The sequence below is a fragment of the Flavobacterium sp. genome (assembly GCF_035292545.1).
Classification (GTDB): domain Bacteria; phylum Bacteroidota; class Bacteroidia; order Flavobacteriales; family Flavobacteriaceae; genus Flavobacterium.
This window is the reverse complement of the sequence record NZ_DATDPV010000057.1, coordinates 32107-47487: the sequence shown is the minus strand read 5'-3', so window position 1 is coordinate 47487 and position 15381 is coordinate 32107. Positions and strand designations below refer to the sequence as shown.

15 protein-coding genes are annotated in these 15381 nt (G+C 35.2%); 7 read left to right on the top strand and 8 right to left on the bottom strand.

What is annotated here, in order from left to right:
- Positions 1 to 85: 85 nt before the first annotated feature.
- Complete coding sequence (gene hemC, locus VI621_RS09340) at positions 86 to 1006, bottom strand: hydroxymethylbilane synthase (protein WP_324218232.1); 921 nt, start codon at positions 1004 to 1006, stop codon at positions 86 to 88.
- Positions 1003 to 2259, bottom strand: a complete 1257-nt coding sequence (gene hemA, locus VI621_RS09335; protein WP_324218112.1) for a glutamyl-tRNA reductase — start codon at positions 2257 to 2259, stop codon at positions 1003 to 1005. The genes hemC and hemA overlap by 4 nt, the downstream gene beginning before the upstream one ends.
- 224 nt (positions 2260 to 2483) lie before the next feature.
- Between hemA and VI621_RS09330 the strand changes: the two genes are divergently transcribed.
- A complete protein-coding gene (locus VI621_RS09330; protein ID WP_324218111.1) occupies positions 2484 to 3350 on the top strand; it encodes an AraC family transcriptional regulator in 867 nt (288 codons plus the stop codon).
- Positions 3351 to 3395: 45 nt separating this feature from the next.
- Here VI621_RS09330 and VI621_RS09325 read toward each other — a convergent pair whose 3' ends face one another.
- The 3 genes from VI621_RS09325 to VI621_RS09315 all read right to left on the bottom strand — a co-directional run bounded on the left by VI621_RS09325 (position 3396) and on the right by VI621_RS09315 (position 5716).
- Positions 3396 to 4130 (bottom strand): hypothetical protein, encoded by a 735-nt coding sequence (locus VI621_RS09325; RefSeq protein ID WP_324218110.1) that lies wholly within the window; start codon positions 4128 to 4130, stop codon positions 3396 to 3398.
- 64 nt (positions 4131 to 4194) lie between these two features.
- Entirely contained in the window at positions 4195 to 4986 is a 792-nt protein-coding gene (locus tag VI621_RS09320; RefSeq protein ID WP_324218109.1) for a hypothetical protein, read from the bottom strand.
- Positions 4987 to 4999: 13 nt separating this feature from the next.
- Positions 5000 to 5716, bottom strand: a complete 717-nt coding sequence (locus VI621_RS09315; RefSeq protein ID WP_324218108.1) for a hypothetical protein — start codon at positions 5714 to 5716, stop codon at positions 5000 to 5002.
- Between the two features lie 356 nt (positions 5717 to 6072).
- Between VI621_RS09315 and hemH the strand changes: the two genes are divergently transcribed.
- The 5 genes from hemH (at position 6073) to VI621_RS09290 (ending at position 11719) form a co-directional block, all read left to right on the top strand.
- Positions 6073 to 7086 carry a ferrochelatase gene (gene hemH / locus VI621_RS09310; RefSeq protein ID WP_324218107.1) on the top strand — a complete coding sequence of 338 codons (1014 nt, stop codon included), beginning with the start codon at positions 6073 to 6075 and terminating at the stop codon, positions 7084 to 7086.
- A 133-nt stretch (positions 7087 to 7219) separates the two neighbouring features.
- The gene (locus tag VI621_RS09305; RefSeq protein ID WP_324218106.1) at positions 7220 to 7759 is read left to right on the top strand and encodes a CopD family protein; all 540 of its coding nucleotides are present in this window, start codon (positions 7220 to 7222) and stop codon (positions 7757 to 7759) included.
- A 59-nt stretch (positions 7760 to 7818) separates the two neighbouring features.
- Positions 7819 to 9234 carry a sensor histidine kinase gene (locus VI621_RS09300; protein ID WP_324218231.1) on the top strand — a complete coding sequence of 472 codons (1416 nt, stop codon included), beginning with the start codon at positions 7819 to 7821 and terminating at the stop codon, positions 9232 to 9234.
- A gap of 10 nt (positions 9235 to 9244) precedes the next feature.
- A complete protein-coding gene (locus VI621_RS09295; protein WP_324218105.1) occupies positions 9245 to 10027 on the top strand; it encodes an enoyl-CoA hydratase/isomerase family protein in 783 nt (260 codons plus the stop codon).
- Between the two features lie 3 nt (positions 10028 to 10030).
- Positions 10031 to 11719, top strand: coding sequence for a hypothetical protein (locus tag VI621_RS09290; protein WP_324218104.1), 1689 nt, complete (start codon positions 10031 to 10033; stop codon positions 11717 to 11719).
- Positions 11720 to 11756: 37 nt separating this feature from the next.
- Here VI621_RS09290 and VI621_RS09285 read toward each other — a convergent pair whose 3' ends face one another.
- The 3 genes from VI621_RS09285 to VI621_RS09275 are packed head-to-tail and all read right to left on the bottom strand — an operon-like array spanning position 11757 to position 14193.
- A complete protein-coding gene (locus VI621_RS09285; protein WP_324218103.1) occupies positions 11757 to 12410 on the bottom strand; it encodes an HD domain-containing protein in 654 nt (217 codons plus the stop codon).
- A gap of 50 nt (positions 12411 to 12460) precedes the next feature.
- A complete protein-coding gene (locus VI621_RS09280) occupies positions 12461 to 13447 on the bottom strand; it encodes an acyl-ACP desaturase (RefSeq protein WP_324218102.1) in 987 nt (328 codons plus the stop codon).
- An 11-nt stretch (positions 13448 to 13458) separates the two neighbouring features.
- Positions 13459 to 14193, bottom strand: a complete 735-nt coding sequence (locus tag VI621_RS09275; protein ID WP_324218101.1) for a lysophospholipid acyltransferase family protein — start codon at positions 14191 to 14193, stop codon at positions 13459 to 13461.
- A 150-nt stretch (positions 14194 to 14343) separates the two neighbouring features.
- Here VI621_RS09275 and recA point away from each other — a divergent pair, with 150 nt between their 5' ends.
- Positions 14344 to 15369 (top strand): recombinase RecA, encoded by a 1026-nt coding sequence (recA, locus tag VI621_RS09270; RefSeq protein ID WP_324218100.1) that lies wholly within the window; start codon positions 14344 to 14346, stop codon positions 15367 to 15369.
- The last annotated feature ends 12 nt before the right edge of the window (positions 15370 to 15381 follow it).

The window sequence follows — 15381 nt, the reverse complement described above, 5'->3', positions numbered from 1 at the left end:
AAATCCTTTTTGTTTTTTTTAAACAAAAAGATTTGGAAGGAAAAGCGGGAAAATGATTGGATACAATGCCCGAACTTTTCGCTCCTTATTTTTTTAATGTTTCTTTTATGTTTTTCATTAATGCTGCTCCGCCATTGTTTAGAATTTCCTGAGCTGCATTATAACCTAATTTTTTCCATTCTTGGAGAGGAACTGATTTTTCGATTTCCAGTTTTTGTTTTCCGTCAATGGAGAACAAAACGCCTTTGAATTCAATGGTGTCTTCGGTAAAGGTTGCCAGTGCGCCAATTGGTGCGGTACAGCCGCCTTCGAGGGTTTTTAGGAATTGTCTTTCGATATGGGTGCACACTTCGGTTTCGATGTCATTGAGTTCAGAAACGGCTTCTCTGCAGAATTCGTCGTTTGCCATGGCTACAATGACCATTGCGCCTTGTGCGGGTGCCGGAATCATCCAGTCTAAATCGATGAATGTTTTAGGTTTGAGGTTGATTCTTTCTAATCCTGCCGCGGCAAAAACGGCTCCGTCCCAATCGTTATCTTTGAGTTTTTGCATTCTGGTGTTTACGTTTCCACGTAAATCCACCACTTTATGATTCGGATATTTATGCAGCCATTGTGCCTGACGACGCAAACTTCCTGTAGCGATAGTTCCGTTTCCTTCCAGAAAATCGAGATTTCCTTTGTGAACTAAGATATCTAAGGTATTGGCACGTTCCAAAACTGCGGCCTGAACAATTCCGATTGGCAAAGCCGTGGGAACGTCTTTCATGGAATGCACCGCGATGTCTACTTGGCCATTAATCATGGCAATGTCGAGGGTTTTGGTAAAAATTCCTGTAATGCCTAATTCGTATAATGGTTTGTCGAGAATGATATCGCCTTGAGATTTCACGGCAATAATTTCGGTTTTATAGCCTAAATCGTTTAATTTTTTTTGGACTGTGTGGGCCTGCCAGAGCGCGAGTTCGCTGTCACGAGTTCCGATGCGTATAGTTTTAGTCATTATTTTGCGGTCGCTTCAATTTGGAACACTTTTTTAATCCACTCGATGCTTTCATCCACCATGGTGTCATCATCTTTCAAGTGATTGGCAAAGTGCGTTGTTATTTTCTGGATGATTCTGTTGCTGATTATTTCGGCCTGTTCTTCATTAAAACCAGTAATTTTTTTGCTTTGGAAGTTCAATTCCGCGATTTTTATAGCATTCAGTTTTGCTTTTAAAGCATGAATGGTTGGGGCAAATTTTCGTGCTTTGGTCCAAACTATAAATTCCTCTTTTACCTCAGCAATGATGGCTTCGGCAGCAGGAATGTGTTTTTTTCTGTTTTCTAGAGTGTCATCGGTCATTTGAGCCAGATGATCCATGTGAATTAAAGTTACGCCTTCCAGTTCTTTTACATCTTCGTTCACGTTTTTCGGAATCGATAAATCTAGAATAAGGATTGGTTTTTTCAGATTCAGAATGGCTTTGTCTATCGTTGGATTTTGAGCTCCGGTGGCCACTACAACGACATCTGCTTTTTGCAGTTCGAGATGCAATTCAGAGTAATCTTTTACGATTAAATTCAGCTTTCCGGCAATCTTTTCAGCTTTTGATTTTGTTCTGTTAATTAAAGTAATATGCTCGTTTTTAGTATGTTTTACTAAATTTTCGCAGGTATTTCTACCGATTTTTCCGGTCCCAAAAAGCAGGATGTTCTTGGTGCCAATATTTTCTACGTTTTTGATAATATATTGAACAGAAGCAAAAGAAACTGATGTTGCTCCGGAACTGATTTGTGTTTCGTTTTTGATTTTTTTGCTGGCCTGAATTACCGCATTGATTAATCGGTCCAGGTAAGTATTGATTAATCCAAAAGATCTGGATTCTGCAAAACTGTTTTTTAACTGGCTGATGATTTCAAAATCACCCAAAATCTGACTGTCTAAACCTGTTCCTACACGAAACATGTGATTGATGGCTTCTTGGTTTTTATATACAAAACCTACACTTTGGAATGATTCCACGGTGCCTTGGCTATTTTCGCAAATTAATTTGATTAGCTGGAAAGGATGTTCAGCAAAACCATAAATCTCGGTTCTGTTGCAAGTAGAAGTTACGATTAAACTTTCGATACCTTCTTCCTTAGCTTGTTTAAGTAAACGGGTTTTGGCTAAAGCATCTAAACTAAATTTTCCTCTAATCTCGGCATCCGCTTTTTTATAGCTTAATCCAACGGCGTAGAAATATTGAGGTTTTGATAAGTTATTATTTTCCATATATACTTTCCTAAAAGTTCAACAAAATTATTACTATAGTTTTTATAAAAGTAACGCTGTAGGGACTATTTGTGTCGCTAAGAGATATTTTTGTCCAATTTACCATAAACATCATAATTTATTTTAAATTTGTACTGAATACAAGTCCTTTGCAATGTCTTATGTAGAATAATTCTAAATAGATTTCAAGCTTGTTTCAAAATCATATACGTAAAAACATCGCTATGGGTTCTCAAGAAGTAATAAAAATTGAAGATGATTTTATTTTAATTCGTTTTCAGAATGATGAAAATGAAGTTTTTCGAGTAGAAAGACCTATAAATCAAGGTTTGATACAATTTCACTTTGGTATTAAAGGGAAGGCAAAATATATTTTCAATCAGGGAAATTATGCGCTTGATTTAAAAGAAGAGAAGTCATTATTGCTATATAATCCGCAAAAAGAACTGCCATTAAATTTAGAATTAGCACCGCAATCCTGGGTAATTTCAGTCATAGTTTCCATAAAAAAGTTTCATGCTTTGTTTTCTACCGAAGCCGATTATATCACCTTTTTGAGTAATGACAATAAAGATAAAAAATATTATAACGAAGGGAATATCAGTCCTTCTATGGCGATAGTTTTGAGTCAATTGTTTCATTATAATCTGCATCCATCCATCAAAAATTTGTACTACAAAGGAAAAGGGTATGAATTACTGAGTTTATATTTCAACCGAACTGAAGACCCAAATGCAGAGCAATGTCCGTTTTTGATTGATGAAGAGAATGTGATGAAAATTCGTAAAGCCAAAGACATTGTTATTGCCAATATGGCCGAACCTCCTGGGCTACAGGAACTGGCTGATCAAATTGGCTTGAATTTAAAAAAACTTAAAATGGGTTTCAAACAAATATATGGTGATACTGTTTATGGCTTTTTATTTGATTACAAGATGGAATACGCCAGAAAATTATTAGATTCCGGATCCTATAATGTAAATGAAGTGGGATTGAAAATTGGCTACAGCACCGGAAGCCATTTCATTACGGCATTTAAAAAGAAATTTGCTACTACACCCAAAAAATATTTACTGGAGAAAAAGACATAAAAAAAGGAACCGGATTGGTTGCTTTTTTATGATACTATTTTTGAATTAATTATAATAATGGGCTATGATTTGAACTTCATCCTTTCCTACACCGAAAAACATTTTAATTGCACCCATTGACCCTGTATCTGATACTGCCAGCTGAGCCTTAAACATAGGACAATAGGTTCCTGCGGGTAGTTTTACATAATCTGTACCTATATTGTGAAAACCATTCCTTTCTCCTATGGTTCCAGATTTATTTGTATAAAACTGACCATTAGCCCCAATTAAACTTATTGGCTGACCATCTAAATCATTTACAACAATTACCCCTTCTGGCCCTCCTGATCTTAAATACATTAGACACTGAACAATACGGGCATTCCCATCGTCAAGTCGAGTCCCTGATTTTTCAATATTACCCCAGGAAAGCGAGTAGTTTATTTCAACAATTGCGGGTTTGGTAAGTGTGAATGTCGATAACCCGGGCCCAATTAATCTGGGATACCCAACTTCTGTGTATGCAGATCCCAATCCCGTTTGCAAGACATCGTTTGCATGGGTTCCTCCGGTAGTTTGCGGGTCTTCCAGATAATTTTCAGCATCAAAAAGAACTTCTATATTGTTTGCTAAATCTCCAAGTACTAAATCTCCATTTGTATTCACAAAAACTCTTGATGAATTGTTTAATCCGAGGTTTTTTGAATTATTGGTGCTGTTTAATCCATCAATCTCAACTCGAGAGGAAGCTCCCGCGACATGCACTCCTTGAACAGGTACGCATGTATTAATTCCCACTTGGGCGTGACTGAGCAGTGAGAATAAAAAGATAAAAATGTATATTGTTTTCTTCATAATCATCTTAATTATAGATTCTTAGTTTTAAATAATCCTGAGCAGAACCAAAACTAACGCTTGTGTATTTATTTACGCCATCTTCTACTTCACCAAAAAATTTCAATGAATGATTTCCGGCGGGAATATTTGCATAGCCTTGTGAATTCATATATGCATAGCCGAGACTACCTTGATTTCCAGAAGCGTAAGACTGACCTTTAACACCATATCTTTTTGATAATTCGGCAGCACTTAGCCCATCGTTATTTAAATCTATACAAAAATACAATCTGAATGTACGACTGGAAAAACCTGTGAAATTAGTTCCGTATGTAGGAGGATCGGTAAGAGGGACATTCGCAGTATTAAAATCTGTTGCAGAAAGAGCAACGGTAATTCCATATTTAACTTCAATCAAAGCTGATTGAGGACTGGTAAATGGTAAAGTATAAACTAATCCATTCACTACTGTTATTCCAAGACCATTATTAATTACAGTTCTAGAACCTTCTGCCCCATCTGGGATGAAATTTTTATAGGATAACAAGAAATTTAATGGCGCCACTGAGCCTGCCGGGCCACCAACTACATAGCCTGAAGGCGATATAGTGATGTCGCCATTAGCAGTAACATAAGCAGGCGCAAGTTTAATCCCATCATTTAATACCGGCTGATTGGTATGGTTTAAGCTTTCAATTCTAATAGTAGAAGTAGTTCCTCCGATATGAAGGTCCGCTTGAGGATTTATTATTCCAATCCCAACCTGGGCATAAGAATGAAAAGTAATGAATAACAATAGGAGTAAAGTTTTTTTCATAGTTATAATTTCTTTAATAAAATCTCATGAATACTGCATCGGTGTCCACAGCCAATTTAACATAAGTAGCAATAGATGGCGTTGCAGTAGAAACTTCAGCTTTAAATTTAATGGCATGGGAACCCACAGCCAGTGGAATATAAGTTGTGCTGGAGTTGTATAATGTTCCTGTAACGCCTTCAGTAGCATTATTAAAATAACATTTAGAAGCCGGACCATATCTTCTGGTTCCACTATCTACAGTATAAAAAGTAGATATTCTTCTCGCGCCTCCGTCATTGATAAGAGTTAGTGTGCTATTATTGTAAACATCGAAACTAATATTGTATTTTATTTCAAGAACTATAGGTCTGGTAACGACTATATTATAAGTGTAAAATGTGGTTTCTGCTTTACCATCGGTATCCCCAGCAAGTAATTCCAAGTTAGTTGCCGGTAATAAAGAATTGTCAATTGCATCACTGCCGTCACTATTGGTATAAGGATCCATTTTAAGTGTCAAAACACCATTCCCGTCAACATAAAGTGGGTAAGTTACATTTGCTGGCCTAACTAAACCTCCATTATAACCATTGTGATTTTTATCCAGACCTTCAATTCTAACAGTTCCAACACTATTGGCTAAGTGTAACTTTTGTTGAGGATTCGCTATCCCTATCCCAACTCCGCTAGTTTGAGCTATTACTTTAACAGTAAGTAACAATAAAAAACAGATGTAAAACTTCTTCATAGGCAATATTTTTCTAGACAAAAAGGGTTAAAAAGTTATAAAAATTAAAAGGTCATGAATCAGATAGTATGTTTTAAACTCAAATGTTTTGTTAATTTTAGATGATTTCCTTATTATATTGGTCCGCAATAATTTTCATTATAATTACATACGAACTCTTTTTTTTTTTGCTTTGAAAATAATTTTAACTTTTTAAATGTATATAAATATTATTATCATGCGTATTTATATAACATATAATCGATAAAATGTTTAAAAAAATCGATAAGCAACAAAACATTAACAGTTGTTATGAACATAATAAATAATATTACTTTTTTGATTTAATAGATTTAGTATTACTTTTGATAAAAAAAATGAAAGGAGTATTATTAGTCAACCTAGGTTCCCCGGAAAGTCCAACACCAAAAGATGTTAAAACCTATTTAGATGAGTTTTTAATGGACGAAAGGGTAATCGATGTGCCTTTTTTATTGCGAGCCTTATTGGTTCGAGGAATTATTCTTCAAACAAGACCTAAAAAATCTGCTGCTGCATACAAGAAAATCTGGTGGGACGAAGGTTCTCCTCTTGTAGTCATTTCAAAAAGAATGCACGAAAAAGTAAAACCCCAGGTTGAAATTCCTGTTTCACTAGCAATGCGATACGGAAATCCCTCCCTTTTATCCGGACTTCAGGAATTGGCCGACCAAGGCGTTGATGAAGTTTTACTATTTCCCTTGTATCCTCAACATGCGATGGCTTCAACAGAAACCATATTGGTTTTAGCGGAAGAGCACCGAAAAAAATATTTCCCAAACATGAAATTCACGATTGTTCCTGCGTTTTACAACAAACCAGACTATATCAAGGATTTATCAAATTCTATCAAAAACCATTTGAAAGGTTTCGATTACGATCATTTGTTGTTTTCATACCATGGAATTCCCGAACGTCACATACGCAAAACCGACATCACAAAATCTCATTGCAAAATCGATGGTTCATGTTGCAATACGCCTTCGCCGGCACATGAATTTTGTTACCGTCACCAATGTTATGAAACCACAAAACAAGTAGTTAAATATCTTGGAATTCCAGAAGGAAAATACAGCCAAACCTTTCAATCCAGATTGGCGGGCGACAAATGGCTAACCCCTTACACGGATGTGGAAGTAAATAAAATGCCGGAAAAAGGAATAAAAAACCTGGCGGTTGTAACGCCTGCTTTTGTTTCGGATTGTTTGGAAACACTCGAAGAAATTGCCATGGAAGCCAACCATCAATTTAAGGAACACGGAGGCGAGAATTTTAAAGCCATTCCTTGTTTGAATGACAGCGATGATTGGTGTAAAACAGTCAGTAACTGGATCAATGAGTGGGCCAAATAATTTATTGATTCTAGACCAATCGATATTTAAGAAAAAAACAGACTATTTTTGCCACAAATTGCACGAATTTGCACGAACTCAATAATTAGTGTAAATTCGTGCTATTCGTGGCTAATTTTTTAAAAACGATTCTATGTATGAATACTTAAAATCTTTACATCTCATATTTGTAATCACTTGGTTTGCGGGACTTTTTTATATTGTGCGGTTATTTGTTTACCAAATTGAAGCCGCCGAAAAACCTTCGCCGGAAAAGGAAATTCTACAAAAACAATACAAAATAATGACCTATAGATTGTGGTACATTATTACTTGGCCCTCAGCAATATTAGCAAGTATTTTTGCCTTCTCCTTATTATATCTAATACCTGGTTTTTTAGGTCAGGATTGGATGCAGGTAAAACTTGGCTTTGTTTTTGCGCTTTATTTGTATCATTTAAAATGCCACCAAATATTCAGACAACTGCAAAATGACGAAGTTAAATACACCACTAACTTCATGCGATTGTGGAATGAAGGTGCCACAATTATACTGTTTGCCGTCGTTTTTTTAGTCATATTAAAAAATGCCGTTAATTGGATTTACGGAGTTATCGGAATCTTTCTGTTTTCAATAATTATCATGTTGGGATTCAAAATGTACAAACGAATACGAGAGAGAAATAAGTCATAATCATGCAAAAAAGGTTCAAAATGTCGATGCTTTCCTTACGAATCAGGATTTTCCTTTCGATGATTGTATTGATATTGATTGCCTCAATATTAATGGCTTCTGTTTCTATCATTCAGTTTAAAAACGAGGCCAAAGAATACCACCAGGAACGTTTAGAGCGCAAAGAAAGTGCCATAAAAGAACACATTAATTATGTGCTTTCTACCACAACTTATCCTTTGACCACTAATAATCTAGATCTGATTTTTAAAGATAAAATTCACGAACTGGCCCAAATTCACAGTCTTGAAATTAACATTTATGGACTGGACGGTAAGTTATTAAAGTCCTCCAAAGCTTCATTTTCAGTAGACAATGTTGCGCCACCAATTCCGAAATACATCCTGAAATTGGTTCAATCATCCATCGAAAAAAGATACGTGGACATTAAAAATGTTAACGGCATACGAAATCGTTCTTCCTATAGTCAGATTAAAGATGAGAAATTCAAACCACTTGGAATTCTGAACTTGCCTTATGTTGAAGATGACAGTTATTATGAAAATGAATTGAAAAATTTCCTACTCCGATTAGGTCAGGTGTACTCTTTTATGCTGGTAATTGCTTTTGCTTTGGCCTATTTCCTTTCCACCTATATTACAAAATCCCTAAAAACCATTTCAGATAAATTAAGCGAAACCCGTTTGACTAAAAAAAATGAAAAAATCGTTTTGGAAGCCAATAGCAAAGAAATCAATTTACTGATAAAAGCCTACAACAGAATGGTTGACGAACTTGAACAGAGCGCTATAAAACTGGCGCAAAGTGAACGGGAAGAAGCCTGGCGAGAAATGGCAAAACAAGTCGCTCACGAAATTAAGAATCCGCTTACGCCTATGCGTCTGACGGTACAAAGTTTTCAAAGGAAATTCGATCCGAACGATCCGGATTTGAAACAAAAACTGAACGACTATTCCAAAACATTGATTCAGCAAATTGACACAATGAGTTCGGTAGCTTCGGCATTTTCTAATTTTGCATCAATGCCGGCGCAACAAAATGAGACTTTAGATGTAGTCAATGTGGTGGAATTGGCTCTTGATATATTTAACGAAGAATTTATCGTTTTTGAAAGTAATGAAAAAGTAATCATTACAAAAATGGATCGGACACAATTGATTCGAATCATTACCAATCTGGTAAAAAATGCCATTCAATCCATTCCGGAAGAGCAGGAGAAAAAATTGGTTTTGGTCATGGTAAAAAAAGAACAAAACAATGTTTTGATTGTAGTGAAAGACAATGGAATTGGCATGGAAAAAGAAAATCTCAATCGGATTTTTGAACCAAAATTCACCACAAAAAGCAGCGGAATGGGTTTAGGTCTCGGAATTATAAAAAACATTATTGAAAATTACAAAGGAACAATTACATTTGAAACTGAATCCGGAAAAGGAACCACTTTCACAGTTTCGCTTCCCATAATTAAATCATAACTCAAAAAAGATGAAATACGAAAATATTTTTATTGAACACGAAAAAGGAATTGCAACCTTAATTATTAATCGTCCCACAAAATTAAATGCGCTGAATAAAGCAACGATTCATGAATTGCATCATGCCTTTTATGCTTTAGAAACTAATGCTGAAGTCAAAGTGATTGTCCTTACCGGAAGTGGTGAAAAGGCCTTTGTTGCCGGCGCCGATATTTCGGAATTTGCAAATTTTTCAGTAGAAGAAGGAACGCAATTGGCCAAACAAGGTCAGGAATTATTATTTGATTTTGTCGAGAATTTAAAAACGCCCGTTATTGCAGCCATTAATGGTTTTGCACTTGGCGGTGGCTTAGAATTGGCAATGGCATGTCATTTTAGAGTAGCTTCTGACAATGCCAAAATGGGTTTGCCGGAAGTTTCCCTTGGTGTTATTCCGGGTTATGGCGGTACGCAGCGTTTGCCACAATTAGTCGGAAAAGGCCGCGCCATGGAAATGATTATGACAGCCGGAGTAATCAATGCCGAGGAAGCGAAAACATACGGTTTGGTAAATCATGTGGTTCCTCAAACTGAATTAGCAGCATTGTGTTATGGAATTGGGCAAAAAATAATGAAGAATTCACCCGTTGCAATTAGTGAGGCAATAAAAGCAATAAATGCCAATTTCAAAGATGGCGTTGACGGTTTTGAAACTGAAATAAAAGCTTTTGGAAAATGTTTTGGCACCGAAGATTTCAGAGAAGGAACAACCGCCTTTTTAGAGAAACGAAAAGCAGAGTTTAAAGGAAATTAACAAATGATGAAAAAATTATTATTTCTTGTTTTTACCTCATTGTTTTTCTTATCCAATTATGCACAAACAATTCCTTTTAAAATTCAAAAAAGTAGTGAATTTGAAGATGAATATAAAAAATCTACGATTGTCCTGACAAAAGACGATGGTAAAGGTGGCGTTTTAATGGTGCGTTCCTATAAAAGTAGCGGTATTTCGAATACTCAAGGATTTTATTTGGAACATTATGATTCGAATTTAGATTTAAAAAAAGAATTTGAATTTGATATGAAGCATCCTAACTCCCAGAAATTCAATATGGTCGTAGGGATTTGCTCCATTGGAAACGAAGTTCAGATTATAGAAATTTATTATGATCTGAATGAAAAAACATATATCTGTCAAGCCAATATTATTACGGAAGATTTTAAAACTTCTAAAAAAGAGTTGTTCCGATTAACTAAAGAAGAGGTTAAGAAAATAGGTACGTTTTCTTTAGAACAAAAATTTTATAAGCGTGCCAATGAAATGTGGACAAATGACAATTCCGGTAATTTAAATTCCGAATCTGAATATATTCCATCTGAAAGTTTTTTAAATTATTCTAAACTTAATTTTACAGGCTATAAAAAATACGGAGCTACGAAAAATGAAGGTGGGTCTGATATCATTATGAATGTAAATGAAACTAATACTGCATTTGCAATTACCATGGATTTTAATGGTGAAAATTCAGAGTATTTAAAATTTTATTTGTTTGACAATAAACTGAATAAAAAAATAGACACCGAATTTACAAGAAACATTAAAGATAAAAATTATTTATTCCAAAACATTCAAGTAGCACCCGACGGGAATTCTGTTTATCTCTTAGGGAAAACTTATACTGAAGAAGAAAGGAAAAAATCTGAAGGCGGTAAATATCTGTTTGAAATAACAAAAATGACTTCCGAATTTCAAAAATCTCAATTTATTGATGTGAAAGAAAATTTTATTGGGTCACTAAAATTAATTTTTCATGACAATCACCTTATTTGTCTTGGATTCTATTCTGATATTAAAGATTTCAGATTTAAAGGAATCAGCTACTTTAAGTTAGATTCGAATTCTTTAGAAATTTTACAATCAAAATACAATCTGTTTACAGAGCAATTTATGATTGATAAATATGGTGAAAATAAAGATAAAGCTTTGAAGTTTTTAAAATTTAAAAGTTGTTTTATTACTAAAAATAATAATCTGATATTCAATGCTCAGGAAGAATATATAACGACTACACAACATTCCAATGGCGCCAGTGGACAGACTTTTTATAACTACGATGATATCGTATCTGCAAAAATGAATAGCGATGGCGATTTAGTTTGGGCAAGAAACATCAATAAACGCCAAGGAAAAACTATTGATTCCGAACCATTCATCTCCTATACTTCCATTGTAAAAGATGAATCCACGTACTTTTTTATTAACACAGGAGAGAAAATTAAGAAATTAAAAAATGACAGAATTGAATTTGGGGAAACCAGAACAAACAAATCCAATTTGAATTTAATCCGCATTAATCCGAATGGCGATTTTGATTATGAAGAAATTTTGGATGACGAAAATTCACCTGTCCCATTTATGGTTTCTAAAGGGGCAATTATAGATGAATCTATTTTGTTTCTTGGACGAAAAGGAAAGAAGAAACAATTGTTAAAAGTCACTTTATAACATAAAAAAGCCAGAAATCACTTTCTGGCTTTTTTTATTATTTATGACCGTCCCATTCGGCATAAAACTGCGAAAGAAACGTTTCCATAAAACGATGGCGTTCTTTGGCAATTTGCTTTCCGGTTTCGGTATTCATTTTGTCTTTCAGAAGTAGTAGTTTTTCATAGAAATGATTCAATGTTGGTGCATCGCTATTTTTATATTCATCCTTTGTCATATCCATTTTTGGAGCTATCAAAGGATTATACATTGGTCTGTTTTTGAAACCACCGTAATTGAAAGTTCTCGCTATTCCAATCGCACCAATTGCATCTAAACGATCGGCATCCTGAACAATATCCAATTCTATAGAATGAAATGTCTTTTCGATATTACCGCCTTTGAAGGAAATATTTTCAATGATGTTAATCACATGAACGATGATTTCTTCCGGTGTGTTTTCGCTTTCTAAAAATTCACGTGCTATTCTTGGCCCGACAGTTTCATCGCCTTTGTGAAATTTACTGTCGGCAATATCATGAAGCAAAGCCCCTAGCTTTACAACGGTAACATCGCATACTTCTTCATCGGCTATTGATAATGCATTTTTATAAACCCGTTGAATGTGAAACCAATCGTGTCCGCCTTCGGCATTTTCGAGTTGTTGTTTTACAAAAATAATGGTATTGTTTATTAAATCCTTATGACTCATATTTAAGTGATTAAAAAAATCCTTTCGTTTAGTGAAAGGATTTAGTGAATTTATCTGGTTGCCGGTTCAACCCATTTGAAAATATGCGATTCTTGCGGAATCACTAATCTTTCTGATATTTTAGCCATTCTTCCTGGAAGTTTCATCAGATAATCGCGAGCTTTTTCGGCTTCATCGGTTAATCCGGAAATTTTATCAATCTCCCATTTCTCGATTAATTTTTGCATGATCTCTACATAATCGTTGGCCGTATAAACGCCGATTCGTTGTGCGGAATCTGAAAATTGTTCAAAAGCAGAACTGATTTTATTACCTGATTCTCTCAAGAAATGAGCAGGCATCACAATCTTATTTTTCATCATATAATTAAAAGCCAACATCATTTCGCTAGGATCTACCTTGAAAATTTCGGTGACAAACTGGCTGTAGGCATGGTGATGACGCATTTCGTCACCGGCAATCATTTTACACATCTTAGACAATTTATTATCGCCATAATTTTTAGCCAATTGCGAAACCCGATTGTGTGAAACATAGGTCGCTAATTCCTGAAAACTGGTATAAACAAAGTTTTTATAAGGATCTCTTCCGGTACCAATATCAAAACCGTCACTAATTAAATGCTGCGTCGTCATTTCTACTTCACGCATATTAACACGACCTGATAAATACAAATATTTATTTAAAACGTCGCCATGACGATTTTCTTCTCCTGTCCATTGACGTACCCATTTAGACCAACCATTTCGTTCTAAATTATCTACGCCTTCCACGTCCATTAACCATGATTCATAAGTTGGCAACGCTTCTTCTGTAATCGTATCACCTACCATGGCAACCCAAAAATCGTAAGGTAAATCTTTAGCTAATTCACGTAATTCTTTTACTTCTTCAAAAAAAGTATCGCTCTCCGAATTTGGCAAAAAATCAGTCGGTTGCCAAATTTTTTCAACCGGTATAAGATATTGGTCAACAAAACTGTCAACCTTGTTTTCTAGAAATTGCATCACTTCCAGACGCATGTTTTTTATAGACATAATTCTATTTTTTAAATTTTAATTCCCTGAACTACAGCATTTTCTGTTTTACTCATGATTTCTTCAAAAGTATAATCTTTCACTGCCAGCGGTTTATGGACTGTAAAGGTAAGGCGATTTCCTAAACCAAGAGGAAAAAATCCGTACTTAAACATTTTCCAGGAGTTGTTAATACTGATTGGAACTACATAAGCAGAAGGGGCATATTTGCACAAAATTTTCAATCCGCTTTGCGCAAATTCTTTTGGCGCGCCAGTTTTAGTTCTTGTTCCTTCCGGAAAAATCACTGCCGAACGCTTGTGCAATTCAATATATTCTGACAATCCTTTTATAAGAGGAATCGCCTGCTTTGGATCTTTTCTGTCGATTAGAACCGAACCGCCATGACGCAAATTGTATGAAACACTCGGAACGCCGCTACCTAATTCTTTTTTGCTGACAAATTTGGGATGAAAACGTCTCAGAAACCAAATCATGGCAATAATATCGTACAAGCTCTGGTGATTGGATACAAATATAATTGGAACGTCTTTCGGAATACTGTCTATGTTTTCAAATTTAAAAGTGGCTCCTAAAAGATTGGCAATTTTCAACAAACCCAAATTCATATAATCGACACTTTTTTTATGCGCCTGATAACCAAAAACATTCAAGCAAATCCATTGAATCGGATGAAAAATGATTAATAGCAACAAAAACAGAATATAGCAGATGAAAGAAATTGGATACGAAATAAGTTTTTGCATAACTAAATGATAATTGGCAAAAGTACAAAATATATTTTTCTTTATTAAATTATGAAAACGCAATAATCTTTGTTTTAATCAGCACATTGCCATTCAAAAAAAAAAAGTATTTTTACTAAAAAATAAGAGCGACTATAAATGAAAGTAAAGATGAGTTCAGACAAAGAAAAAGGGAATCCAGAGAGAGAAGCCAAATTAAAAGCCTTACAATTAACGCTTGACAAATTAGATAAAACCTACGGAAAAGGAACCGTGATGAAAATGGGCGATAAAGCCGTAGAAGAAGTGGAAACCATTTCTTCGGGATCTTTAGGTCTGGATTTAGCACTTGGTGTAAACGGATATCCAAGAGGTAGAATTATAGAAATATACGGTCCGGAGTCTTCTGGAAAAACAACTTTAACGCTTCATGCTATTGCAGAAGCACAAAAAGCTGGCGGAATTGCTGCTTTTATTGATGCAGAACACGCTTTTGACAGAAATTATGCCGAGAAATTAGGGGTAGACATTGAAAATTTGATTATTTCTCAACCGGATAACGGAGAGCAGGCTTTAGAAATTGCCGAAAACTTAATTCGTTCCGGAGCGATTGACATCGTCGTGATTGACTCGGTAGCAGCTTTGACACCAAAAAGTGAAATTGAAGGCGAAATGGGTGATTCTAAAATGGGATTACACGCCCGTTTAATGTCACAGGCTTTAAGAAAACTAACCGGAACCATCAGCAAAACCAACTGTACGGTATTTTTCATCAACCAATTGAGAGAGAAAATCGGTGTAATGTTTGGAAATCCTGAAACGACTACCGGAGGAAATGCATTGAAATTTTATGCTTCGATTCGCTTAGACATTCGTCGTTCTTCACAAATAAAAGATGGCGATAATGTAATTGGTAACAGAACCAAAGTAAAAGTGGTTAAAAACAAAGTAGCTCCGCCTTTTAAAGTGGCCGAATTTGACATAATGTATGGTGAAGGAGTTTCTAAAACTGGCGAAATATTAGATTTAGCCGTAGAATTTGAGATCGTTAAAAAAGCAGGTTCATGGTTTAGTTATGGGGAAACCAAATTAGGACAAGGACGTGATGCGGTGAAATCTTTAATCAAAGACAATCCGGAATTGGCCGATGAGTTAGAATTAAAAATCAAGGCTCGAATCAAAGAAAATAACGCATAACATTTAAATCCC